Genomic DNA, 24,000 nt, shown 5'->3' with positions numbered 1-24,000 from the left:
GCCATGGCCCGCGTCCTCGAATTCGACCTCGGCACGCCGGAAACGGTCGGCGAACCGATCGGCCTGACCATCGACGGCGCCGCAGTGACCGTGCCCGAGGGGACCTCGATCCTGCGCGCCGCCGCCGTCGCCGGGATCGCGATCCCCAAGCTCTGCGCCACCGACAGCCTGGACGCCTTCGGCTCGTGCCGGCTGTGCCTGGTGGAGATCGAAGGCCGCGCCGGGACGCCCGCCGCCTGCGCCACGCCGGTCGCGCCGGGCATGGCGGTGCGCACGCGCTCGGCGCAGCTCGACCGCGTCCGCCGCAACGTGATCGAACTCTACCTCTCGGACCATGCCGCACACCCGGACCGCGGCGAGTGCGAGCTCTGCGCCCAGGCCGCGGCTCTGGGCGTGCGCGGGAGCCGCTACGCCGGCGGCGCCGCGCACGACGGCCTGCCGTGCGACGAGTCCAACCCCTACTTCGTCTTCGATCCGGCCAGGTGCATCGTCTGCTCGCGCTGCGTGCGGGCCTGCGACGAGGTGCAGGGGACGCTCGCGCTCACCATCGAGGGCCGCGGCTTCGCCTCGAAGGTGTCCGCCGGCCAGGACGAGCTGTTCCTGTCGTCGGAGTGCGTATCGTGCGGAGCCTGCGTCCAGGCCTGCCCGACCGAGGCGCTGGTCGAGAAGGCCGTGCTCGAGGTCGGGCCGCCGGACCGGTCCGAGGTGACGACCTGCGGCTACTGCGGCGTCGGCTGCACCTTCAAGGCGGAGCTGCGTGACGACCGGTTGGTCCGCATGGTCCCGTGGAAGGACGGCAAGGCCAACCACGGCCACTCCTGCGTGAAGGGTCGCTTCGCCTGGGGCTACGCCAGCCACCGCGAGCGCGTGCTCGAGCCGATGATCCGGACCTCCATCGGCGAGCCGTGGCGCACCGTCTCCTGGGACGAGGCCATCGCCCACACGGCGGCCGAGTTCGCACGCATCGAGGCCAGGTACGGGGCGCACGCCATCGGCGGCATCACCTCGTCGCGCTGCACCAACGAAGAGACTTATCTCGTCCAGAAGATGATCCGGGCGCGGTTCGGGGTGAACAACGTCGACACCTGCGCCCGCGTCTGCCACTCGCCCACCGGCTATGGCCTGAAAACCACGCTGGGGACCTCGGCCGGCACGCAGGACTTCGACAGCGTCGAGCAGGCCGACGTCATCGTGGTGATCGGCGCGAACCCGACCGACGGACACCCGGTGTTCGCCTCGCGGATGAAGCAGCGCCTGCGGGCCCTGAGCGAAGGAGGCGGGGGCGCGAAGCTGATCGTGATCGACCCGCGCCGCATCGACCTCGTGCGGACGCCGCATGTGCGGGCGGCGCACCATCTGGCGCTGAGGCCCGGGACGAACGTGGCGGTGCTGGTAGCGCTGGCGCACGTCATCGTGACCGAGGGGCTGATCGACGAGGCGTTCGTGCGCGAGCGCTGCGCGATCGAGGACTTCCAGGCCTGGGCCGAGCATGTGGCCGGGCCGGAGCATTCGCCGGAGGCCACGGAGGCCGTGACCGGCGTGCCCGCGGGCGAGCTGCGCGCCGCTGCGCGGCTCTACGCCACCGGCGGCGCCGCGGCGATCTACTACGGCCTGGGCGTGACCGAGCACAGCCAGGGCTCGACCGCGGTGATGGCCATCGCCAACCTCGCCATGGCCACCGGCAACCTGGGCAAGCCGGGCGTCGGCGTAAATCCGCTGCGCGGCCAGAACAACGTCCAGGGCGCCTGCGACATGGGCTCGTTCCCGCACGAGCTGACCGGCTATCGCCACGTCTCGGACGAGGCGACGCGGGCGCTGTTCGAGGCCGCCTGGGGCGCGCCTATCGACCCCGAGCCCGGCCTGCGTATTCCCAACATGCTGGACGCCGCCGTCGCCGGACGTTTCAAGGCGCTCTACGTGCAGGGCGAGGACATCCTGCAGTCGGACCCGAACACGAAGCACGTCGCCGCCGGACTGGCCGCGATGGAGTGCGTCGTGATCCACGACCTCTTCCTGAACGAGACCGCGAACTACGGTCACGTCTTCCTGCCGGGCTCCACCTTCCTGGAGAAGGACGGGACGTTCACCAACGCCGAGCGGCGCATCCAGCGCGTCCGCCGCGTCATTCCCCCGAAGAACGGCTTCGAGGACTGGGAGATCACCCAGAAACTCTCGACCGCGCTGGGCTATCCGATGGCCTACGAGCACCCCTCGCAGATCATGGACGAGATCGCCCGGCTCACGCCGACGTTCGCGAGCGTGTCCTACGACCTCCTGGAGCGCGAAGGTTCGGTGCAGTGGCCCTGCAATGCGGCGGCGCCCGCCGGTACGCCGGTGATGCACCTGGAGCGGTTCGTCCGAGGGCTGGGCAAGTTCGTGGTCACCGAGTACCTCGCCACCGACGAGAAGGTGGGCCCGCGCTTCCCGCTGCTGCTGACCACCGGCCGGATTCTCAGCCAGTACAACGTCGGCGCCCAGACGCGGCGAACGGAAAACGTCGTCTGGCACGAGGAGGATGTGCTGGAGATCCATCCGCACGACGCCGAGGAGCGCGGCGTTCGCGAGCGCGACTGGGTGCAACTGGCCAGCCGCGCCGGTTCGACCACGCTCAGGGCGCGGATCACCGACCGGGTCGCGCCGGGCGTCGTCTATACGACCTTCCACCACCCCTCGACGCAGGCGAACGTGGTCACCACCGACTACTCCGACTGGGCGACCAACTGCCCCGAGTACAAGGTGACCGCCGTGCAGGTCGCGCCGTCCAACGGGCCCACCGACTGGCAGGAACGCTACGAGGCGATGAGCGCCCGCAGCCGGCGGATCGCGCCGGAGCCGGCCGAATGAGCGCGGCGGCGCGGCCGGACCGGCTGATCTACATGGCCAACCAGATCGCCCGCTTCTTCGACGACCAGCCCGGCGACGCCGCCGCGGGCGTCGCCCAGCACCTGAAGAGCTTCTGGGACCCCCAGATGCGCGCCGAGATCGTGGCCTGGCGCGCCGCCGGCGGCGAGGGGCTAGATCCGGTCGCGCGGGAGGCGGTCGGCCGGCTCGTCTGAGGGCGCGCTGAAGACGGTGTGGCCGTCGGCGCGAGCGAGCGCCACGAGCGTCAGGCCGGCCTCCTCGGCGCGGCGGATGGCGAGCGCCGTCGGAGCCGAGATGGCCACGATCATGGGCGCCCCCAGGCGCGCGGTCTTCTCGACCATCTCGAACGAGCACCGGCTGGTGATGAGGATGAAGCCCGTGGCGGGGTCGATGCCCGCGGCCAGCAGGGCGCCGCCCAGCTTGTCGAGCGCGTTGTGGCGGCCCACGTCCTCGCGCACGAGGAGGACGCGCCCGTCGGGCGCGGCGAAGGCGGCGGCATGGGTGGCGCGGGTCTCGCGGCCCAGCGGCTGGGCGCCGTCGAACGCGGCGGTGGCGCGCTGGATCGCCTCGGGCGCGATGTCCAGGCGGGCCGCGACGCGGGGCGTGGGCCGCATGGCGTCCTCCAGCCGCTCGACGCCGCAGAGGCCGCAACTCGTGCGGCCTTCGATCGAGCGGGCGCGCGCGGGAGCTGCGGCGCCGTCCAGGCGCACGTCGGCGGTGATGCCGAGTTCATGCACCTCGACGGCGACGTCGCGGATGTCGGCGAAGGCGGCGATCGCCTCGCTCACCGTGAAGCCGATGGCGAGTTCGGTGACGTCGCGCGGCGTCGCCATCACCACGGCATAGGGCTCGCCATCGAACGACAGCGCGATGGCCGTTTCGGCGGGGACGTCGCGCGTGATGTCGCCGACGCCGTCGGCACGCCACATGCGCCCGGGCAGGGGCGTCACCGGCGGGGGCAGGGGGCGGGCCGTCATGGGATCAACCTAACGCTCCCACGCCACGAACGTCAGTCCAGCCGCCTGATCCTGATGTTGCGGTAGGCGACGTCGTCGCCGTGGTTCTGCAGTGCGATGTGGCCGCGCGCGCCCTGCGCGAACATGGGCCAGGCCCTGAACTTGCTGCGGTTCACGCGGGCCTTGAAGTCGTCGGAGCCCAGGTCGTACTCGACCACCTTCGCGCCATTCAGCCAGTGTTCGACGTGGCCCTTGCGGATCACGATGCGGCCCTGGTTGTACTCGCCGACCGGCTTCGTCACGGCCCCCGCCGGTTCGTAGAGGTCGTAGAGCGCGCCGGCGCGCTGCCGCGGCGGCTCGCCTCGGCTGTTGTCCAGCACCTGGTACTCCGGCCCGCTCCAGTAGGTCTCCTCGCCGTCCTCGGTCACCCGGTACATGACGCCGGAGTTGCCCCTGGGGCTGATCTTCCATTCGAACGCCAGCTCGAAGTCGCCGAACGTCTCCCTGGTCATGATGTCCTTGGACGTCTTCGGGTCCGGGCTCAGGGCGCCGTCGGTCACATGCCAGCCTGAGTCCGGCGCGGGGGCCCTGAAGCCGCGCCAGCCGGCCGTCGTCGCGCCGTCGAACAGCAGCGACCAGCCGGCGCCCTTCTCGGCAGGGGTGAGCGAGTTCATCGGCTGAGCGAGGGCTCCCGTGGCGAGGACCGCCAGCACCACACCGAACGCGAACGCCTTCATCACCGCTCCTTCAGAGCCCGAGTTTCACCAAGGCCTGCTCGACGGCCGCCTTCGCTTCGGCCGACGGGCCGGGGTCGACGGCACGGCTCTCGTTGCCGATGTAGCCGATGTCCCGGAAACCTTCCTGCGTCGTGTAGTAGGCGCCGACCACGAGATAGCGGAAGCGCCTGAAGAAGGTCCTGGTCGTCTCGTCCGTGGCCTCGGGGAGGGCCGTCAGCCAGGCCGCGCGTTTCCCGGAATCGCCCATCGCCTTGATCAGCGGCTTCAGGCCGTCGCGGATGATCGGGCGGTCCTTCAACTGGTCGGGGTAGGGCGCGCTCACCCACTCGTCGATGAAGTCGGGCACGCCCAGCGCCGTGGCCGCGGGCGCGGTCCCGCTGGCCGGCAGGATGAAGTCGCAGAGGAGCGCGGCGGCCTGCAGTTCCTGCTTCGACAGAAGGCGTGGCCAGGGCGCCTTTTCGGGCTTCACCAGCCTGGGGTCCGTGCCGTAGCCCGCGGCCGGCTTCTCGCCCGGCGCGCAGCCGGCGACGACCACGCCGGCCCCGGTGGCGGCCCCGACCGCGCCGATCCAGGCGATGGCCGTGCGGCGGTCGATCCTGGAGACGTAGGGCTTGAAGGTCTCGCTCACAGCGCGCCCTCCTTCGCGAGCTTCGCCAGGTTGTCGGCCGAGCGCCAGGCCAGCGCGATGATCGACAGGGTCGGGTTCTTGTCGGGACTGGAGACCAGGACCGCGCCGTCCATCACGAAGAGGTTCGGCACGGCCCAGCTCTGGCCGTACTGGTTCACCACCGAGTCCTTCGCCGACGCCCCCATGCGGGCGGTCCCGACCTCGTGGATCATCTCGCCGCCCTTGGAGATGGATTTCCGGCCATCGCGCTCGGGCGTACCGAGAGGCTTCCCTCCGAGCTTGTCGATCACCTCCAGGAAGGTGGTCGTCATGTGCGCCGCCTGCCGGGTCTCGCTCTCGCCCCATCTCCAGTGGAAGCGCAGGACGGGGATGCCCCACTTGTCCTTCACCTTGGGGTCCAGCTCGCAGTAGCAGTCGTCGTTGGGGATCATCTCGCCGCGGCCGTTGAAGCTGATCAGGCTCCCGTAGCGCTGGCGCAGGTTGGCCCGCAGGTCGTCGCCCACGCTGAGGTCGCCCTCGGCCAGGACGCGCGACGCGCCCATCCGCACGGTGCCCACCTCGTGGATCATCTCGCCGCCCTTGGAGATGGCCTTCTTGCCGTCGCGCTCGACCTTGCCGATGGGCTTGCCGCCCAGCTTGTCGATCACCTCCAGGAAGGTGGTGACCATGTGGGCCGCCTGTCTCGTTTCGTGCTCGCCCCACTTCCAGTGGAAGCGCAGGACCGGGATGCCCCACTTGTCCTTCGCCGCCGGGTCCAGCTCGCAGTAGCAATCGTCGTTGGGGATCATCTCGCCGCGGCCGTTGAAGCTGATCAGGCTGCCGTAGCGACGGCGCAGGTTGGCGCGCAGGTCGTCGCCCACGCTCATGTCGTCCTCGGCCAGCAGGCGGGCCGCCCCCATCGAGGGCATGCCGCGGCCGCCGCCCAGCTCGATGTGGTAGCCGCGCGGGAAGCCCAGTTCCCTGTGCCTGTCGTAGCCCCACCAGGGCACGTAGAGGTGCTCGACGCTCATGCCGTCGTCGTTGGTGGGCGGCAGGCCCTCCAGCGACGGGAACTGGGCGGTCACGTTCAGGCCGACCGAGTCCATGAGGTAGCGGCCGACCATGCCGTGGTCGTTGCAGAGACCGTCCGGGAACTTGGCGCTCCTGGAGTTGAGCAGGATGCGCGCGGTCTCGCCCGAGCCGGCCGCCAGCACGACGGCCCGCGCCGTCGCCGAGTGGTGCTTGCCCGTGACGCGGTCGACCCAGGTGACGCCCTTCGCCTTGCCGGCGGCGTCCACGTCGACCTGGTAGACGAGTGCGTTGCAGGTGATCGTCAGGTTGCCGGTCGCCTTGGCCGGCGGGATCAGCACCGTGGTCGACTGGAAGTTCGCCCCGATCGCGCAGCCGCGGCCGCAGGGCGTGGCGAAGACGCACTGGTTGCGCCCCTCCATCGGCTGGGTGACCACCGCGGCGTGCATCGGCACGACCGGGATGCCCATGGCCTCGAAGCCGCGGGCGTAGAAGGTCTCGAAGGCGCGGGCCGGCGGGTTCTGCATCAGGCAGCCGGGCGGCGAGTCGGGGGTGTTGGTGAGGCCGCGGGGCGCGGCGGCGCCCGAGACGCCGATCAGCTTCTCGGTCTTGTCGTACCAGGGCGCGAGGTCGGCGTAGGTGATGGGCCAGTCGTAGCCCAGGCCGTCGCGGGAGCGCGGCTTGAAGTCCATCGGGCCGAAGCGGAGCGAGATGCGGCCCCAGTGGTTGGTCCGCCCGCCCAGCATGCGCGGCCGCCACCAGGTGAACGCCTCCGACCCCTCGGCGACGGTGTAGGGCTCGTTCGGCACCTCCCAGCCGCCGTCGACGGTGGCGTCGTAGAAGCCGAAGGGCTTGTCGGGCGTCGAGGCCCCGCGGAGCGGCGCTTCGGCGTTGATGTTCCACATCGGAGTCTCGGCCACGGGGTCGTAGTTGCGCCCCGCCTCGAGCATCAGGACCTTCATGCCCGACCTGGTCAGGTGATAGGCGCTCATCCCGCCGCCGGCCCCGGAGCCGACGATGATCACGTCATAGGGCTCGGCCACGCGGTTCTCCCCTCCTGCGGACTCGACGCCGCCACCGTGGCCCAGGTCGCCGCCCCGGGGAAGGGCGGCGTGCGCCGCGCGGTCAGCCGAGCCGTTCGGCGTGCCAGCGCAGGTGGTCCTCCATGAACGAGGCGATGAAGTAGTAGCTGTGGTCGTAGCCGGGCTGGCGGCGGAGCGTCAGCGGGATGCCGGCGTCGCGGCAGGCGGCTTCCAGCAGCTCGGGCCTGAGCTGGCTTTCGAGGAAGCCGTCGGCCTCGCCCTGATCGACCAGGAGGTCCGGCAGGCGTGCGCCGTCCTCGATCAGCGCGGTGGCGTCATGGCGCCGCCAGGCCGCCCGGTCCGGGCCGAGGTAGCCCCCCAGCGCCTTCTCGCCCCAGGGGCAGCGCATCGGCGAGGCGATCGGCGCGAAGGCCGAGACGCTCGCCCAGCGGCCCGGATGCCGCAGCGCCAGGGTGAGCGCCCCGTGGCCGCCCATGGAGTGGCCGGTCAACCCCTGGCGGGCCATGTCGACCGCGAAGGCCGCGGCGACCACCTCGGGCAGTTCGGAGACGACATAGCTCTCCATCCGGTAGTTCGCGGCCCACGGCGTCTGGGTCGCATCGACGTAGAAGCCGGCGCCCAGGCCGAAGTCGTAGGCGCCTTGCGGGTCGTCCGGCACGCCCTCGCCGCGGGGGCTGGTGTCGGGGGCGACGAAGATCAGGCCCAGCTCGGCGCAGACCCGCTGGAACTGGCCCTTCTCGGTCACATTGGCGTGGGTGCAGGTCAGGCCCGACAAGTACCAGACCACGGGCCGCGGCCCGGCTTGCGGCGGGACGAACACCGAAAACGTCATCGGCGTCTTCGTCTCTCGGCTCTCGTGGCGATAGACGCCCTGGACGCCGCCGAAGGCCTTCGTCGTCGAAACGGTCTCGAGGGTCACCGAAGCCTCCGCGGGTCTGGGGCCGCGGGTCAAGCATGGGTCCGGCGCCGCGGCAAGGCGGTCAGACGCGGAACTTCGGCGGCGGCAGGCTGAGCCGGGTGTCGCCCACCCGCTCGCCCCGGAAGAAGCGGACGATGAGCGGCCCGACCTCGGGATGGGACTCGAAGACGTCGTGGCCGGCGTTCTCGACCAGCACCTGGGCCTTGTTGCGGAACTGGGCGGCGACCTCGGCCTGTTCGGCCAGCGGCGTGCGGCCATCCAGCGAGCCCGCGATCAGCAGCGCGCGGTGCGGGATGCGGATCGGGCGGCGGAAGTCGTCGCCCAGGTCCATGCCCGGGATCGCGCCCAGCAGGTGCGGCATCGGAAAGTTCAGCGCGTCGCCCAGCACAGCCGTCTTCGCCTCGCGCTCGACCATCGCGAGCCTGCCCCTGGAGACGCCGGAAGCGAGGTCCATCGCCGTCGGCATGCCGTCGACCGTGATCGGGGCCCCGAGCGCGCCGATCAGCGGCGCCAGCACCTCGGTCCGGCCGCCATCCAGCCCCACGTACAGCCGCGGGATCATGGCGAGCGTGTCGGGGTTCTTGATCAGCGCCCCGGCCGTCATCTGCATGGCGAAGCCGCCGAGCCGGAAGGTCGTGCCGTCGGGCCGGGTGAGCGTCGCCGGGTCGGCCTCCAGCCGCGCGTGGACGCGCCGCATGAGCGCCGGCAGGTCGGGGACGGCGGCGCGGACGTCCCTGTCGGCGGCGAGCAGCCGGTCGACCCGGTCGAGGTAGCCGTCGATCCGCGCCGGGCGCTTCACCGTCTGGTCCTGGCCCTCGAGGCTCGCCAGCACGACGTCGCCGATCCGGTCGCCGTGCCGCCTGAGGGCGGCCAGCGCCAGGTGGCTCCCGTAGCTGATGCCCCACAGGTGGATCTTCTCGGCGCCGAGATGGACGCGGAGGTCCTCCAGGTCGTCGGCGCTGTCGTCGGTGTTGTAGCCGCGCATGGCGACGCCGGCCTTCGTCCAGTCGGCCCAGGCGCCCTGGGCCTCGGCGCGGGTGGCGGCGGTGAGGCCCTCGCGGGTCAGGGGCGGCAGCGGACCCTTCGGCGTCGGCCGGCGCGGGATGCGGCCGTTCGCGCCTGTGCCCCGCTGGTCGAAGGCGATCACGTCGGCGACCTCGCGCAGCGCCAGGAAGATCGGGAACCGCGGGCCCGTCGCCGTGCCCGAACCCGTGCCGCCCGGTCCGCCGGCCAGGTAGACGATGGGGTGGCCGGGTCTGGCGGCGGTCGAGCGGAAGCGGACGTAGCTCACGGGGATCCTGCGGGATTTCGGATCGCGCCGGTCCTCGGGAACCTCGAAGACGCCGCGCTCGGCGTCGACCTCCTGGCCGCGCCAGCCCCTGAAGCGGAACGGGCCGGCCGTCTGGGCGAAGGCGGCGGCGGGCAGGGCAAGGCCGGCGGCGGCGAGCACGCCGCGGCGGGAAAGGGTGCGGATGTCCATGCCGCCAGCAGAGCCCGGGTCGCCGTCTCGCGCGCCCCCGCATCGGCGAACGGCGCCGCCGGATCGGCGAACCGGAGCGCGGATCGGCGAACGGCGCCGTAGAGTGGCGCCATGTGGCGGGCGGTCCTCGTGGCGATGCTGGCGACGGCCTGGGCGACCGCGGCGCAGGCCGCGCGCGTCGGGCCGTGGGAGCTGTGCGCCGGGACCGGCCCTGCCGGCCTGCACGACTGCCGCCCGGTCGCCGGTCCGCGGGAGGTCGATCCCCAGGGCCGCGAACGCTGGATGCGGGCGCCGGTGGGGCCGCGCGGACCGAACGACGCGACGCCGACGCTGCTGGTCGCCGGCGCGATGTCGACGGAGGCCTGGTTCAACGGCGTGCGGATCGGCGCCAACGGCCGGCCCGGCGCGACGGCGGCGGAGGAGCATCCCGGGCTCTACCAGGCCGCGATCCCGATCGACCCGTCGCTCTGGCGCGGCGATGGCCGCAACGAGCTCGTCGTGCGCATGTCGGCGCACCACGCCGGTCTGCGTTTCGCCCACCCGGTCGGAGGGGTGTGGATCGGGCGCTACGCCTATCCCCTCGGCATGCTGGCGCTGACCTTCGGGGCCGCGGGCGCGCTGGCGGCCGCTGCGTTCGGATTCGGCGCGGTCTACGCCATGCGCCGCACGGGCTCGAGCCTGATGCTGGCGGCGCTCTCCGGCGTCGCGGCCGCGCAGGCGCTGGTCGAGAACCTGCGCAACCTCGTGGCCTATCCGTATCCGCTCCACGCCTGGCGGGTGGGCGCGATCTGGATGCTCGCGGCGGCCTTCGCCCTGTTGCTCGTCGCCTACGCCGCCGTCCGGTTCGCGCCGCGGCGGCGCAACCTCCTGCTGGCCGTGGCGGTCCCATCGGTCGCGGCCTCGCTGCTGCATGCGGGCTTCGACCAGAGGACCGGTTGGGCGCTGGTCGCGGGCGTGGCCGTCGCCGGCGCGGCGGCGGCGATCGGCGTGCGGGCAGGGCGGCCCGGAGCGGCGCCGGTGCTGGCCTATCTCGCGCTGTTCGCTGCGGTCGCGGCGATCTCGCCGTCGTGGCTGCTCGACCTCAACTTCTTCCTGCTGGCCGCGACCCTGCTGATCCCGCTGCTGGTCGCCGAGGTCGTGCGGGTGAGCCGCGACGACCGCGCCCGCGAGACCGCGCTCGCGCGCGCCGCCGGCCGCCCCGACCGCCTGACCGTCGCCACGGCCCGGGGCGTCGAGCTGACGCCGCTCGGGGACATCGTCGCGATCCTGGGCGCCGACGACTATGCCGAGCTGCGGCTCGCGGGCGGCCGCAGCCTCCTGCACGACGCGCGGCTGGAGCAGCTCAGCGCGGAGCTGCCGTCGGGCTTCGTGCGCGTCCACCGCTCGGCCATCGCCAACCTCGCCCACGCCGAGCGGCTGGAGCGCGACGGCGCCCGCTGGCGCCTGCACATGAGCGAGGGGGCGGCGCTGCCGGTCAGCCGCTCGCGGCTCGCGGCCCTGCGCGACGCGCTGGACCCGCCGCAGGTCGCTGCGCGGACGTCGGCGCGGTAGGCCTCAGGCGACGACGGAGCGGGGATCGCGGCGCCGTGCGCCTGGCCGGCGCCTATCCGGCGTAGCGCTTCCAGTCCTGGACGGTCGGCGACGCGGCCGGGCTTTCCGGCGCCGGGATCTCCACCACGCGCTCGGGCACGTCGTCGTATTCGAGCCTGAGCGCCTTCGTCGTCGTGGCGTGCAGGCTGTACATGCTGACGAAGTAGCTCAGCATCAGGATGTGGTCGTCCGACAGGTGCTTGCGCAGGATCTCGAAGAGCCGGTCGTGGACCCGGCCGTCCTGCAGGATGAGCCCGTCGACGTAGGCCAGCACCGCCCGCTCGGTCGGCGAGTAGAGATCGACCACCTGCCAGTAGGGCACGGCCTCGATCTTCTCCTCCGGCACGCCCAGACGCCGGGCGGCCTTGCAATGCTGGGAGAAGACGAAATGGCTGCCGCGGCCGTAGCCGGTGCGCAGGATGGCGAGTTCCCGCAGATGCGGGTCCAGCGAGGCTTCGGCCATCGGAAAGGCGCTGAAGGCCTTCAGAATGCCCGGGACGTTCGCCCAGGCGGTCCACCAGTTGCCCGGCGTGCCGGTCGCCGTGCCGGGCTGGGCGACGGGATCGCGCGCCGCGCCGAAGATCTGATCGTACAGCGCCTTGACGTCTGCTGTGGCCTCTTCGCGCGGCACGAGTTTCACTCTCGGCATCGGGTGCTCCTGGACTTCGTCGGGCTGAACGCTAGTGACCCGGCCGCGCCCTCGCCAAAGCAGAAATATTTGGCCCGCAGGCAATTTGGTTTGGCGTGGGATCTGGCGGCAAATCCCATTGCCGGGCGTGAAATTTTGTTGCCCTGACGCCGCGCCGCGGCGGCCGGCTCGGCTAGCCGAGCGCCGCGACGCCCGCCTGGGCGACGACCATGTCCTGCTCGTAGTGACCGCCGCTCACGCCGATGCCGCCGACGTTCGCGCCGTCGACCTGCAGCGGGTAGCCGCCGCCGAACACGATCAGGCGCGGCGTCTTGACGATGCCGTGCAGCAGCGGCGGGTCGTCCTTGATGAAGTTGTGCCAGGTGTCGGTGGAGATGCCGAAAGCAGCGGCGGTGTAGGCCTTGTCCTGGGCGATATCGACGCTGAGCAGCGGGGCGCCGTCCATGCGGCAGAACGCCTTCAGCACGCCCGATTCGTCGACGACGGCGATCACCATCGGCACGCCGATCTCGACGGCCTTGGCCTCGGCGGCGGCGATGACGGCCTGTGCGGCCTCGGCGGTGATCGAGGCCTTGCTGATCGTCCTGGCGCCCATGGGCGGTTCCTCCCGGTTTCTCTGGCTTCCGCTCTAGCGGACCCGGGATACCGGCGAACCCGCCAAAAGATTTGCGGCCACCGACAAATTATTTGCCGCTGGCGGAGCGGTCGGCCGCGGTCGAGGATCGGCGCCTTTGCAGGGGGAGGGACGGCCGATGGCGGCGAACATCCTGGTCGCGTTCTATTCGCGTGGCGGATCGGTTGAGGCCTTGGCGAAGGCGATCGGCGAGGGGGCCGAGGCGGCGGGGGCCCGGGTCCGGCTGCGCCGCGCCCGCGAGCTCGTCGGGCCCGAGGTGATGGCGCTGGCCCCCGGATGGACCGACAACGCCGCCCGCATGAACGCCGCCTACGAGGCGCCGACGCTCGCCGACGCGGAATGGGCCGACGGGATCATCCTGGGCGCGCCGACGCGGTTCGGCTCGCCGGCCAGCGAGCTGCGCGCCTACCTGGAGGGGCTGGGCGCGCTCTGGGTCCAGAACAAGCTGAACGACAAGGCCGGGGCCGCCTTCACCTCGACCGGCACGCTGCACGGCGGGACCGAGGCCACGATCCTTTCGTTCTACCCCACCCTGTCGCACCTCGGCTTCGTGATCGTGCCGAACGGCTACGGCGCGCCCCTGTCGCGTGCGGCCGGCACGCCCTACGGCTCCTCGTCGGTGGGCGCGCCGACGGAGAACGACCTGGAGGTCGCCCGCCACCAGGGCGCCCGCGTCGCCCGCGTGGCCGGGGCGCTGCGCGCGGCGCGGGGGCTGAGCGACTAGTTCGACTCCAGGTTCGGCGGCGTCTGCGTTGGAGAGGAAGAGAACCTGGCCTGCGGCAAATCCGAGCCATGCGCCACAAATCCGGTTTGTCGCGGGGCGGCATTTTTTGGCTATGCCCACGGGCCGACGCCGAACCTAGCATCGCGCCAAAATAGGGGAGGGAAGCTACCGATGACCGCGCCAGCGGCCGCCAAGGCGGCGTCGTCCCCCCAGGCCGGCTACATCTGGTTCGTCGTCGCCGCGCTCAGCCTCGTGAACATGGTGAGCTACGTCGAGCGGCAGATCCTGACCCTGCTGTTCGCGCCCATCAAACGCGACTTCCAGCTCACCGACACAGAGGTCAGCCTGCTGGCCGGCGCGGCGTTCGTGATCTTCTTCGTCGTCTTCGGGCTGTTCTTCGGGCGGCTGGCGGACCGGCGCAACCGCAAGCACATCATCCTGATCGGCGCGCTGTTCTGGAGCATGGCCACGACCGCCTGCGGTCTGGCGCAGAACTTCCTGCAACTGTTCCTGGCGCGGATCTCGGTGGGCATCGGCGAGGCGAGCCTCAACCCCTCGGCGCTCTCGATCCTGACCGACACCTTCCCGCGCGAGCGGCTCACGCGGGCGATCAGCATCTACACCGGCTCGCAGTACGTCGGCGCGGGCCTCGCGCTGGTGGTCGGCGGCCTCGCCATCCACTTCGTCGCCATGCTGCCGCCGGTGGACCTCCCGGGCGTGGGCGTCCTGCGGCCCTGGCAGCTCACGTTCGTCTTCGTGGGCCTGGGCGGCCTGCTCTTCGCCATTCCGGCGCTCTTCATCCGCGAGCCGGCCCGCAAGGGCCTCGCGCCCGAGCCGTCGGCCGACGAGAAGGCCGCACGGCGCTCGCAGTTCGCCGCCTTCTTCGGGGCCAACAGGCGGATGCTGATCTGCCACTTCGCGGGCTTCTCGCTCTCCAGCATGCTGGGGTTCGGCAGCGCCGCGTGGATGCCGACCTTCTTCATGCGCGTACACGGCTGGGCGGCGCAGGACATCGGCTACGTCTATGGGGGCATCATGGCCGTCATGGGCCTCACCGGCGCCCTGGTCGGCGGCCGTCTCGCCGAGTGGCTCGAAGAGAAGCGGGGCGTGAAGGACGTCTACTTCCTCATGCCGATGGTCACGATGAGCGCCAACATGGTGCTGCTGATCGGCGCGGTGCTGTCGCCGTCCGACGAGGTGGCGCTGGGCCTGCTGACGCTGTCGACCTTCATCGGCACCCTGCCGCTGTCGCTGATCGCGGGCTCGCTGCAGATGGTGGCGCCCAACCAGCTCCGCGGCCAGCTCTCGGCCAGCTTCAGCTTCGTCGCCAACGTCCTGGGCGTGGCGTCCGGCCCGACGGTCGTGGCCCTGATCACCGACTACGTCTACCGCGACGAGCACGCGGTGGGCCTGTCGCTCGCCACCGCCAGCGTGATCGTCACGCCGGTCGTGGTGACCATCCTGGCCATCGGCCGCGCCGGGCTGAGGGACAGCCTGGCCCGCGCCGCGGCGCTGCATGCGGCCCCGCAAGGGGCCTGAACCGACATCGCAACGAGGAGCGTGAGAGAGATGGGGATCGGTCTGGTCGTCCGCCTGAAGGTCCATCCGGGCAAGGGCGCGGCGTTCGAGGAAGCCTTCGCCGTGCAGGCGGCGGGCGTGCGCGCCAACGAGCCGGGCAACAAGCTTTACCAGCTTGTCCGCTCGCGCGAGGACAAGGACGTCTACGTCGTCATGGAGCTCTACGACGGCGAGGCCGACCTGGCGACGCATCGCGACGCGCCGCACATGGTCGAGAATCGCGGTCGCATCGGGCCGCTGGTCGCCGAGCGCCTTGGTTTCGAGATCTTCGACGCCTGCTGAGGCTTTCGACCGCGGTGGCTTGACCGTTGCGCGGCAGGCGGGGTTCCCTTCGGCCCCACGGGCGCCCGCAGCGGGGCGGGAGGACGCGACACGGTCATGGATTGGCTTCCGCCCCTCACGGCGCTTCGGGCCTTCGAGGCGGTCGGCCGCTTCGGCGTCGCCGGCGCGGCGCGCGAGCTGAACGTCACGCGCGCGGCGATCCTGCACCAGATCCGGGTGCTGGAGGCCGATCTCGGGGTCATCCTGTTCATCCGCTCGAACCGTGGCCTGACCCTCTCGCTCAAGGGCCAGGAGTACCTGGCGCAGGTGGCGTCCAGCTTCGATGCCCTGCACGAGAGTTCGCGGCGCCTGAAGCATCCCGAGTCGGGCCGCCACCTGGTGCTGGACAGCGTGGTGTCGTTCGCCACCGACTTCATCGTGCCGCGGCTGCACCGATTCTACGCGGCGAACCCCGACGTGATCCTGGAGATCAAGGCCCTCAACAAGTGGTACGGGCCGATCGAGTTCGAGCGCACCGGCGCCAACGTGGCGATCCGCGGCGCCGGCATGGCGGGCGAGTTTCCCGGCCTCTGGGCCGAGAAACTGGCGCACGAGATCCACTTCCCGGTCTGCTCGCCGACGCTGCTGGAAGGCCCCGACGCCATCCTGGAGCCGGCCGACCTGATCAAGCATCCGCTCCTCGACGCCACCGTCGCGCCCGAGGGCTGGCGCGACTGGATCGCGGCGGCGGCCGAGCAGGGCGCGGACCTCAGCGGGCTCAGCCTGGAGGACGCCCGGCGCTTCGATCTCTTCAACATGTCGATGACCGCCGCCATCCACGGCGTGGGCGTGGACCTGGGCCGATCGCCCCTCGTGGACCACTGGATGCAGCAGGGTCTGCTCGTGGCGCCCTTCGACCTGGCGGTCACCTCGAAACGCTCGTATTGGTTGATCTGTCGCGAGGAGTTCGCAGAACGGCCCGAGTTCAAGGCCTTCCGGTCATGGCTGTTCGACGAACTGGATGCGCTCGGCCGCGACTTCCGGCCTGCGACGTAGCTGGAAATCATCTGTGATTTCAGGACGTTGATTCCGTCAAACTGCATTTTCCGCAGGGCAAATTTTTCGCATCTCCGAGCGCTCCCGGCGCTCGCCTAGTGTCCCCCGATGGCTCAGTCGGCGCAGGTGCGTCGCGAAGAAGCCGATGAACGACATACGCCGAAGAGCGGGGGAAACATGACGGGAAGAGGCAAGCTGCTGGCCGGCGCGGCCATGGTTGCGGCCCTGGTCGGGAGCGGCGCGGCTTACGCGCAGGACGGCCAGACGGACGACGGCCCGCGGGTCGCCACCGAGATCGAGACCCTGGTGGTCACCGCCGAGCGGCGGGCGGAGTCGGTGCAGGACGTGCCGGTCTCGGTGACGGCGATCGGCGAGGCGCAGATCCAGCGCGCCTTCCTCAACAACCTGGCGGACTTCACCCGCGCGGCGCCGAACTTCACCATCGAGGGCGTGGGCTCGGTCAGCCGTTCGTCGGCGGTGGTCTACTCGCGCGGCATCGGCTTCTCGGGCATCGACGGCGGTGAGCCGCCGGTCGGCGTCGCGATCGACGGCCTCGCCTACTTCACCAACGCCGGCACGCTGCTCAACACCTACGACGTGTCGCAGATCGAAATCCTGCAGGGGCCGCAGGGGACCCTGTTCGGCCGCAACACCACCGGCGGCGTCATCAACATCCGCACCAACAACCCGACCCCGGACTACGAGGTCTCTGGCAAGCTCAGGGCCGGCAACTACGGCCGGTTCAACACCAACGTCGTGGCCAACCTGCCGATCACCGACACGCTGGCGGTCCGCATCGCGGCCGAGACCCGCAAGTCGGACGGCTTCTTCCGCAACCTCTACGTCGATCCGGTCACGACCCAGCGGCAGGGCGACACCCGCGTCGGCGGCGACAACAGCCAGGCGATCCGCGGCAAGATCCAGTGGAAGCCGGTCGACGACCTGACGCTCATGTTCACGGCGTTCTACACCAAGCAGCGCCAGGACGTGCCCGTGGGCCAGAACGGCAACGGCCCGACCGACGCGCTCTACACGCGCGGCCCGATCACGCCGAACTCGCCGGTCGCCGGGCGTCCCGGCGTCGGCTATCCGGGCGGCCCCACCGACATCCGCACGGTCCGCCGCGACACCGACGGCGCCGACAACCTGGACCAGAAGGGCTTCATCTTCGACACCCACTACCGCACGCCCTGGGGCTTCGACCTCACCACCATCTCGACGTACCTGAAGTACCGGTCGCTGCAGATCGCCGACTTCGACGCCACCGACCTGAACTACTTCACGTCGAACATCCACACCGGCCGCAGCCAGCAGAGCGTGGAAGTGCGCCTCCAGGGGAACGACGCGGAGTCGCCGCTGCAGTGGCAGGGCGGCGTCTTCTACTTCTCGACGCGGCACAAGAACGACCAGACCAACATCCTGGGCCCGAGCTTCTTCGCCAACACGGCGGCGACGACGCCCGTGACGCTGCAGAACCTGGCGACCCGGACCTACGCCCGCAGCCTCGCGGCGTTCGCCCAGGCCGACTACCGGGTCATGGACAACCTGATCCTGACCGCCGGCGCCCGCTACACGACCGAGCGCAAGCGCATCACCAACTATCCGTCGCTGCGCAACCTGAACTACCCCTACGACGCGACCAACATCGTCACCCCGGCCATCTCGAACCAGAAGACCTGGGACGACATCATCTACCGGCTCTCGGCGCGCTACGAGTTCAGCGACGACCTGATGGCCTACGCCAGCTACTCGACCGGCAAGAAGGCCGGCGGCTTCTCGGCCTCGGCCACGACGCTGTCGCAACTCGACCCCTACAAGCCGGAGTCGGTGAAGGCGATGGAAGCCGGCGTGAAGTCGGACTGGCTGGACAACCGCCTGCGCGTCAACGTGACGGTGTTCAACAACAAGTACTCGAACCTGCAGGTCGGCGCGTTCCGTCCGGTCGCGGGCGGCAGCGGCCAGCAGTCGTTCGTCGCCAACGACGCCTTCGAGCGCGCCAAGGGGGTCGAGGGCAAGGTGACGGCGCTGCCGATCCCGGGCCTCGAGCTCAACGCCTCGGTGGGCTACCTGCACGCCCGCTACACCAGCTTCGTCTCGGCGCTGAGCTACAACTTCCCGGGCCACGTCTGTAACGGCGCGGTCGCGGGCGTGCCGATCCGTCAGGACCACGCCGACTCCAGCGACCCCTGCTACCTGATCCCGCCGCGCGCGCCGAAGTGGACCGCCAAGCTCGAAGGCGCCTACTCGATCGACCTGGGCGAGTACGGTGTCCTGACCCCGCATGTGGCCTGGTCGTACGAAGGCGCGCACTTCACCAACCTGACCAACGCGCCGCAGGGCTTCCAGGGCCGCTACGCCGTCTGGGACGCGGACCTCACCTACGAGGATCCCAAGGACCGCTACCGGGTCTCGGCGTTCATGAAGAACGTGACCAACAAGACCCACCTGATCAACGCCAACCCCATCGCCGGCCTGTTCAATGCGAACTACTATGCCGACCCCAAGGTCTATGGGGTCGAGCTGGCGGTGACGTTCCGATAGCGGTCCTGAGGGCCGCCCGAAGGGAGTGGAAAAGATGACGCAGCCCGCAAAGGCGTTCCGGTACTCCGGCGTCAATCACGTGGCCCTTGTCTGCAAGGACATGGCCGAGACGGTCGACTTCTACGAGAACGTGCTGGAGATGCCGCTCGTCCGCTCCATGGCGGTGCGCGACCACCAGCACTTCTTCTTCGACTGCGGCGGCGGCGCCCTGATCGCCTTCTTCTGGTTCCGGGAGCCGCCCCCGTTCTCGCCGGGAATCGCCTCGCAGCCGCTCGACGTGGCGAAGGACGGGATGATGTCGGCCGTCGCCTCGATGAACCACCTGGCCATCAACATCGAGCCCGAGGCGTTCGACGCTTCGGTGGCGCGGCTGCGGGCCAAGGGCGTCGAGTGCCACGTCATCAACCACTCGGACGGTCCCGACGGCCACCCGGCCGAGCCGACCGAGCACACCTGGATCCGCTCGGTCTATTTCACCGATCCGAACGGCATCAAGCTGGAGCTGGCCGCGCTGACCCGGCCCTTCACGCCCGAGGACCTGCTCGTCGATCCGATGGACGAGAAGGGCAATCCGGTGCCGTTGAAGCGCCGCATGCCGGAGCCTGCGGAGTAACTCCGGTTTGCGGGGCGGTCCCCCGGGACCGCCTTCGCACGCGCGTTGCCGCCCTGGCGCCCATCCGGGAATGATCTTCCCGGGAAGCGCCAATTTGTCCGTCGACAAGGGTCATTTCTACCGCGTAATAGCCCGCGAGTTCCGGGCGGCCACGCGTGTGGCCGGCTGCCCGACCTGCTGACTATGAGAGACGACTGATGACCCCGCCCGAGCGGCAAGGCCTGTACGATCCGCGGAACGAGCACGATGCGTGCGGCGTGGGCTTTGTGGCGAACATCAAAGGCCGCAAGTCGCACGAGGTCATCCAGGCGGGCCTGCAGATCCTGCTGAACATCGACCACCGCGGCGCGGTGGGCGCCGATCCGCTGGTGGGCGACGGCGCGGGCATCCTCATCCAGATTCCGGACGGTCTCTATCGCGCCTGGGCGGCCGGGGAGGGCGTCGACCTGCCGCCGGCCGGCGAGTACGCGGTGGCCATGTGCTTCCTGCCGCAGGACCCGCTGACGCGCGCGGCGGCGCTGGAGCAGTTCGAGCACTTCCTGCGCGTCGAGAAGCAGCCGCTGCTGGGCTGGCGCGACGTGCCCGTGGACACGACGGGCCTGGGCGAGGCGGTTCTGGCCTCGATGCCGGTGATCCGCCAGGCCTTCGTCGGCCGTGGCCCCAACGTGAAGGACCAGGACGCCCACGAGCGGAAGATCCTGGCCGTCCGCAAGCAGTTCCAGAATCCGCTGGCCGAACTGGCGGCCAAGCGTGGGCTGCCGTCGCTGACCGACGTCTACCTCCCGTCCTTCTCGACGCGGACCGTGGTCTACAAGGGCCTGCTGCTCGCGGGGCAGGTGGGCAGCTTCTACGAGGACCTGCGCGACGCGCGCTGCGAGAGCGCGCTGGCCCTCGTCCACCAGCGGTTCTCGACCAACACCTTCCCGTCCTGGAAGCTCGCGCACCCCTACCGGTTCATCGCCCACAACGGCGAGATCAATACCGTCCGCGGCAACGTGAACTGGATGAACGCGCGCCGGCGCACCCTGGAGAGCGACCTCCTGGGGCCCGACCTCAACAAGATGTGGCCGCTGATCCCGCACGGGCAGTCGGACACCGCCTGCCTCGACAACGCGCTGGAACTGCTCGTCGCCGGAGGCATCCCGCTGGCGCAGGCGGTGATGATGCTGATCCCGGAGGCCTGGGCCGGCAACCCGCTGATGGATGCCCGGCGCAAGGCCTTCTACGAGTACCACGCCGCGCTGATGGAGCCGTGGGACGGCCCGGCCGCCGTGGCCTTCACCGACGGCCGCCAGATCGGCGCGACCCTCGACCGCAACGGCCTGCGGCCCGCCCGCTTCGTCATCACCGACCAGGACCATGTGATCATGGCCTCCGAGGTCGGCGTCCTCGACGTCCCCGAGGAGCGCATCGTGCGCAAGTGGCGGCTCCAGCCCGGCAAGATGCTGCTCATCGACATGGAAGAGGGCCGCATCATCGAGGACGAGGAGATCAAGACCTCCCTCGCCGAGGCCGAGCCCTACGAGGAGTGGCTCAGCGAGACCCAGTTCAAGCTGGAGGAACTGACCCTGGACGACGTCGCGGGCGAGCCGGGGCCGAACGATCCCGACGCCCTGCTCGATCGCCAGCAGGCCTTCGGCTACACCCAGGAAGACCTGCAGTTCTTCCTTGAGCCCATGGGCAGGGACGGGGACGACCCGATCGGCTCGATGGGCCACGACACGCCCATCGCCGTGCTCTCGCGCCGCTCGAAGCTGCTGTACGAGTACTTCAAGCAGAACTTCGCCCAGGTCACGAACCCGCCCATCGACCCGATCCGGGAAGAGCTGGTGATGAGCCTGGTCTCGATGATCGGGCCGCGGCCGAACCTGCTGGGCCGCCAGGCCGGCACGCACAAGCGCCTCGAGGTCGCCCAGCCGATCCTCACCGACGAGGACCTGGCGAAGATCCGCGCCGTGCATGAGCTGCTGGACGGGGCGTTCCGCACGGCGACCATCGACATCACCTGGCCGATGGCCGAGGGGGCGGGCGGCCTGGAAGCCGCGCTCCTGCGCATCTGCCGCGAGGCCACCGAGGCCGTGCTGGCCGACGTGAACATCCTGATCCTGTCGGATCGGGAGACGTCGGTGGAGCGCATCCCGATCCCGGCGGCGCTGGCTACCGCGGCCGTGCATCATCACCTGATCCGCCAGGGCCTGCGCATGCAGACCGGCCTCGTCATCGAGACCGGCGAGGCGCGCGAGGTCCACCATTTCTGCGTGCTGGCGGGCTATGGCGCGGAGGCCGTGAACCCCTACCTCGCGTTCCGGACGCTGGAGCAACTGCGGGTCACGAACGGCCTCGCGCTCAGCGCCTACGACGTGCGCAAGAACTACATCAAGGCCGTCGGCAAGGGCATCATGAAGGTGATGTCCAAGATGGGCATCTCGACCTACCAGTCGTACTGCGGCGCGCAGATCTTCGACGCGGTGGGGCTCTCGTCGGCGCTGATCGAGCGCTACTTCACGGGCACCGCCACCACCATCGAGGGCGTGGGCCTGCCCGAGATCGCCGAGGAGACGGTGCGCCGCCACCGCGACGCCTATGGCGACAACCCTGTCTACAAGTCGATGCTGGACGTCGGCGGCCAGTACGCCTGGCGACTGCGCGGCGAGGCGCATGCGTGGACGCCGGAGTCGATCTCGGGCCTGCAGCATGCCGTGCGCGGCAATCTGCCGGGCGAATACGGGAAGTTCGCCAGCGCCATCAACGAGCAGTCCGAGAAGCTGCTGACGCTGCGCGGGCTGATGCGCTTCAAACCGGCCGAGGCCGCGATCCCCCTCGACGAGGTCGAGCCGGCCTCCGAGATCGTCAAGCGCTTCTCCACCGGCGCCATGTCGTTCGGCTCGATCAGCCGCGAGGCGCACACGACCCTCGCCATCGCCATGAACCGCATCGGCGGCCGTTCCAACACGGGCGAGGGCGGCGAGGAGCCCGACCGCTTCAAGCCGCTGCCCAACGGCGACTCCATGCGCTCGCGCATCAAGCAGGTCGCCTCCGGCCGCTTCGGGGTCACGACCGAGTACCTGGTCAACGCCGACGACATCCAGATCAAGATGGCCCAGGGCGCCAAGCCCGGCGAGGGCGGCCAGTTGCCCGGCCACAAGGTCGACAAGAACATCGCCAAGGTGCGCCACTCGACGCCGGGCGTCGGCCTCATCAGCCCGCCGCCGCACCACGACATCTATTCGATCGAGGACCTGGCGCAGCTCATCCACGACCTGAAGAACGCCAACCCCGTCGCCCGCATATCGGTGAAGCTGGTGTCGGAGGTGGGCGTCGGCACGGTGGCCGCGGGCGTCGCCAAGGCGCGCGCCGACCACGTCACCATCTCGGGCTTCGAGGGCGGCACCGGGGCCTCGCCCCTGACCTCGCTGACCCACGCCGGCTCGCCGTGGGAGATCGGCCTGGCCGAGACCCAGCAGACGCTGCTGCTGAACGGTCTGCGCACCCGCATCGCGGTGCAGGTCGACGGCGGCCTGCGCACCGGCCGCGACGTCGCCGTCGGCGCGCTGCTGGGCGCCGACGAGTTCGGCTTCGCGACGGCGCCGCTGATCGCGGCCGGCTGCATCATGATGCGCAAGTGCCACCTCAACACCTGTCCGGTGGGCGTGGCCACGCAGGACCCGGTGCTGCGGGCGCGCTTCACCGGCCAGCCCGAGCACGTCATCAACTACTTCTTCTTCGTGGCGGAAGAACTGCGCGCGATCATGGCCGAGATGGGCTTCCGCACCGTCGACGAGATGGTCGGCCGCGTGGATCGCCTGGACATGGCCGAGGCCGTCGACCACTGGAAGGCCCATGGCGTCGACCTCTCGCGCCTGCTCTACGCCAAGCCCGCCGAGGGCCAGGACTGCCTGCGCCATCGGGACTTCCAGGACCACGGGCTGGAGAAGGCGCTGGATCATCAGTTCATCGCCGCGGCGCAGCCGGCGCTCGCCCGGGGCGAGCCGGTCCGCGGCGAGTTCGCGATCCGCAACGTCAACCGCACCGCCGGCGCCATGCTCTCGGGCGAGGTGGCGAAGGCCTACGGCCATGCGGGCCTGCCGGAGGACACCATCGCGCTGACGCTGAAGGGCACGGCCGGCCAGAGCTTCGGCGCCTTCCTGGCCCGCGGCGTGAGCCTGACCCTGATCGGCGACGCCAACGACTACGTCGGCAAGGGTCTCTCCGGCGGCCGCGTGGTGGTGCGCCAGCCCGCGGAGGCCCGGCGCGATCCCACCCGCAACATCATCGTCGGCAACACGGTGCTCTACGGCGCCATCGCCGGCGAGGCCTACCTCGAGGGCGTGGCGGGCGAGCGGTTCGCCGTGCGCAACTCGGGCGCCGTGGCGGTGGTCGAGGGCGTGGGCGACCACGGCTGCGAGTACATGACCGGTGGCGTGGTGGTGGTGCTGGGCGACACCGGCCGCAACTTCGCCGCGGGCATGAGCGGCGGCGTGGCCTACGTCTACGATCCGCGCAGGCGCTTCGACCCGCTCTGCAACAAGGCGATGGTCGATCTGGGCGCCGTCGAGGCGACGCCCGCCGGCGCCGACGAGGCCGGCCGGCCCAGCCAGCGCTCGGTCTCGGTGGAGAACGCCGGCATGGGCGACATGCTGGGCTGGGACGCCGAGCGCCTGCGCATCCTGATCGAGCGTCACCACCTGCACACGGGCAGCCGCCGGGCCGCCGAGATCCTG

18 protein-coding genes are annotated in these 24,000 nt (G+C 70.6%); 10 read left to right on the top strand and 8 right to left on the bottom strand.

What is annotated here, in order from left to right:
* Nucleotides 1–3: 3 nt before the first annotated feature.
* Both fdhF and JNL41_RS11740 read left to right on the top strand, forming a co-directional pair.
* Nucleotides 4–2,844: a formate dehydrogenase subunit alpha gene (gene fdhF, locus JNL41_RS11745; protein WP_293475133.1), complete on the top strand. Its 2,841-nt coding sequence runs from the start codon at nt 4–6 to the stop codon at nt 2,842–2,844.
* On the top strand, nt 2,841–3,056 hold the full coding sequence (locus JNL41_RS11740) for a formate dehydrogenase subunit delta (protein ID WP_293475131.1): 216 nt from the start codon (nt 2,841–2,843) through the stop codon (nt 3,054–3,056). Before fdhF ends, JNL41_RS11740 begins: the two co-directional genes overlap by 4 nt.
* Here the strand turns inward: JNL41_RS11740 and fdhD are convergent.
* From fdhD to JNL41_RS11710, 6 genes are all read right to left on the bottom strand, one after another.
* Nucleotides 3,015–3,839, bottom strand: coding sequence for a formate dehydrogenase accessory sulfurtransferase FdhD (gene fdhD, locus JNL41_RS11735; RefSeq protein ID WP_293475130.1), 825 nt, complete (start codon nt 3,837–3,839; stop codon nt 3,015–3,017). The two genes, JNL41_RS11740 and fdhD, sit on opposite strands and share 42 nt — an antisense overlap.
* A 32-nt stretch (nt 3,840–3,871) precedes the next feature.
* On the bottom strand, nt 3,872–4,555 hold the full coding sequence (locus JNL41_RS11730) for a DUF1080 domain-containing protein (RefSeq protein WP_293475128.1): 684 nt from the start codon (nt 4,553–4,555) through the stop codon (nt 3,872–3,874).
* A 10-nt stretch (nt 4,556–4,565) separates the two neighbouring features.
* Entirely contained in the window at nt 4,566–5,183 is a 618-nt protein-coding gene (locus JNL41_RS11725) for a gluconate 2-dehydrogenase subunit 3 family protein (protein WP_293475126.1), read from the bottom strand.
* On the bottom strand, nt 5,180–7,234 hold the full coding sequence (locus JNL41_RS11720) for a GMC family oxidoreductase (protein WP_293475124.1): 2,055 nt from the start codon (nt 7,232–7,234) through the stop codon (nt 5,180–5,182). Before JNL41_RS11720 ends, JNL41_RS11725 begins: the two co-directional genes overlap by 4 nt.
* An 82-nt stretch (nt 7,235–7,316) precedes the next feature.
* Entirely contained in the window at nt 7,317–8,153 is an 837-nt protein-coding gene (fghA, locus tag JNL41_RS11715) for an S-formylglutathione hydrolase (RefSeq protein WP_293475122.1), read from the bottom strand.
* Between the two features lie 61 nt (nt 8,154–8,214).
* Nucleotides 8,215–9,633, bottom strand: coding sequence for an alpha/beta fold hydrolase (locus JNL41_RS11710; RefSeq protein WP_293475120.1), 1,419 nt, complete (start codon nt 9,631–9,633; stop codon nt 8,215–8,217).
* Between the two features lie 111 nt (nt 9,634–9,744).
* Here JNL41_RS11710 and JNL41_RS11705 point away from each other — a divergent pair, with 111 nt between their 5' ends.
* Nucleotides 9,745–11,184, top strand: coding sequence for a LytTR family DNA-binding domain-containing protein (locus tag JNL41_RS11705; RefSeq protein WP_293475118.1), 1,440 nt, complete (start codon nt 9,745–9,747; stop codon nt 11,182–11,184).
* Between the two features lie 52 nt (nt 11,185–11,236).
* Here the strand turns inward: JNL41_RS11705 and JNL41_RS11700 are convergent, their stop codons facing one another.
* Both JNL41_RS11700 and JNL41_RS11695 read right to left on the bottom strand, forming a co-directional pair.
* On the bottom strand, nt 11,237–11,872 hold the full coding sequence (locus JNL41_RS11700) for a carboxymuconolactone decarboxylase family protein (protein WP_293475116.1): 636 nt from the start codon (nt 11,870–11,872) through the stop codon (nt 11,237–11,239).
* A gap of 172 nt (nt 11,873–12,044) precedes the next feature.
* Complete coding sequence (locus JNL41_RS11695) at nt 12,045–12,467, bottom strand: heme-binding protein (RefSeq protein ID WP_293475114.1); 423 nt, start codon at nt 12,465–12,467, stop codon at nt 12,045–12,047.
* 157 nt (nt 12,468–12,624) lie between these two features.
* Here JNL41_RS11695 and wrbA point away from each other — a divergent pair, with 157 nt between their 5' ends.
* From wrbA to gltB, 7 genes are all read left to right on the top strand, one after another.
* The gene (gene wrbA / locus JNL41_RS11690) at nt 12,625–13,230 is read left to right on the top strand and encodes an NAD(P)H:quinone oxidoreductase (RefSeq protein WP_293475112.1); all 606 of its coding nucleotides are present in this window, start codon (nt 12,625–12,627) and stop codon (nt 13,228–13,230) included.
* A 171-nt stretch (nt 13,231–13,401) separates the two neighbouring features.
* Nucleotides 13,402–14,769 carry an MFS transporter gene (locus tag JNL41_RS11685; RefSeq protein ID WP_293475110.1) on the top strand — a complete coding sequence of 456 codons (1,368 nt, stop codon included), beginning with the start codon at nt 13,402–13,404 and terminating at the stop codon, nt 14,767–14,769.
* 30 nt (nt 14,770–14,799) lie between these two features.
* Entirely contained in the window at nt 14,800–15,090 is a 291-nt protein-coding gene (locus tag JNL41_RS11680; RefSeq protein WP_293475108.1) for an antibiotic biosynthesis monooxygenase family protein, read from the top strand.
* 96 nt (nt 15,091–15,186) lie between these two features.
* On the top strand, nt 15,187–16,125 hold the full coding sequence (locus JNL41_RS11675) for a LysR substrate-binding domain-containing protein (protein ID WP_293475106.1): 939 nt from the start codon (nt 15,187–15,189) through the stop codon (nt 16,123–16,125).
* 177 nt (nt 16,126–16,302) lie between these two features.
* Nucleotides 16,303–18,666, top strand: a complete 2,364-nt coding sequence (locus JNL41_RS11670; RefSeq protein ID WP_293475104.1) for a TonB-dependent receptor — start codon at nt 16,303–16,305, stop codon at nt 18,664–18,666.
* 34 nt (nt 18,667–18,700) lie between these two features.
* Nucleotides 18,701–19,279 carry a VOC family protein gene (locus JNL41_RS11665; RefSeq protein ID WP_293475102.1) on the top strand — a complete coding sequence of 193 codons (579 nt, stop codon included), beginning with the start codon at nt 18,701–18,703 and terminating at the stop codon, nt 19,277–19,279.
* Between the two features lie 197 nt (nt 19,280–19,476).
* Nucleotides 19,477–24,000, top strand: a 4,524-nt coding sequence (gene gltB / locus JNL41_RS11660; RefSeq protein ID WP_293475100.1) for a glutamate synthase large subunit, incomplete at its 3' end; no start/stop codon positions are given.

It is taken from the genome of Phenylobacterium sp. (genome assembly GCF_016793285.1).
In the GTDB taxonomy this organism is placed as follows: domain Bacteria; phylum Pseudomonadota; class Alphaproteobacteria; order Caulobacterales; family Caulobacteraceae; genus Phenylobacterium.
This window is presented reverse-complemented; position numbering and strand designations above follow the sequence as displayed.

Excerpts from the sequence above, each read along its gene's own strand:
- JNL41_RS11710 (WP_293475120.1), bottom strand. The coding sequence starts at position 9,633 with ATGGACATCCGCACCCTTTCCCGCCGCGGCGTGCTCGCCGCCGCCGGC.
- JNL41_RS11665 (WP_293475102.1), top strand. The coding sequence starts at position 18,701 with ATGACGCAGCCCGCAAAGGCGTTCCGGTACTCCGGCGTCAATCACGTG.
- JNL41_RS11680 (WP_293475108.1), top strand. The coding sequence starts at position 14,800 with ATGGGGATCGGTCTGGTCGTCCGCCTGAAGGTCCATCCGGGCAAGGGC.
- fdhD (WP_293475130.1), bottom strand. The coding sequence starts at position 3,839 with ATGACGGCCCGCCCCCTGCCCCCGCCGGTGACGCCCCTGCCCGGGCGC.
- JNL41_RS11740 (WP_293475131.1), top strand. The coding sequence starts at position 2,841 with ATGAGCGCGGCGGCGCGGCCGGACCGGCTGATCTACATGGCCAACCAG.
- JNL41_RS11705 (WP_293475118.1), top strand. The coding sequence starts at position 9,745 with ATGTGGCGGGCGGTCCTCGTGGCGATGCTGGCGACGGCCTGGGCGACC.
- JNL41_RS11730 (WP_293475128.1), bottom strand. The coding sequence starts at position 4,555 with ATGAAGGCGTTCGCGTTCGGTGTGGTGCTGGCGGTCCTCGCCACGGGA.
- JNL41_RS11685 (WP_293475110.1), top strand. The coding sequence starts at position 13,402 with ATGACCGCGCCAGCGGCCGCCAAGGCGGCGTCGTCCCCCCAGGCCGGC.
- JNL41_RS11695 (WP_293475114.1), bottom strand. The coding sequence starts at position 12,467 with ATGGGCGCCAGGACGATCAGCAAGGCCTCGATCACCGCCGAGGCCGCA.
- fdhF (WP_293475133.1), top strand. The coding sequence starts at position 4 with ATGGCCCGCGTCCTCGAATTCGACCTCGGCACGCCGGAAACGGTCGGC.
- wrbA (WP_293475112.1), top strand. The coding sequence starts at position 12,625 with ATGGCGGCGAACATCCTGGTCGCGTTCTATTCGCGTGGCGGATCGGTT.
- JNL41_RS11670 (WP_293475104.1), top strand. The coding sequence starts at position 16,303 with ATGACGGGAAGAGGCAAGCTGCTGGCCGGCGCGGCCATGGTTGCGGCC.
- JNL41_RS11700 (WP_293475116.1), bottom strand. The coding sequence starts at position 11,872 with ATGCCGAGAGTGAAACTCGTGCCGCGCGAAGAGGCCACAGCAGACGTC.
- JNL41_RS11675 (WP_293475106.1), top strand. The coding sequence starts at position 15,187 with ATGGATTGGCTTCCGCCCCTCACGGCGCTTCGGGCCTTCGAGGCGGTC.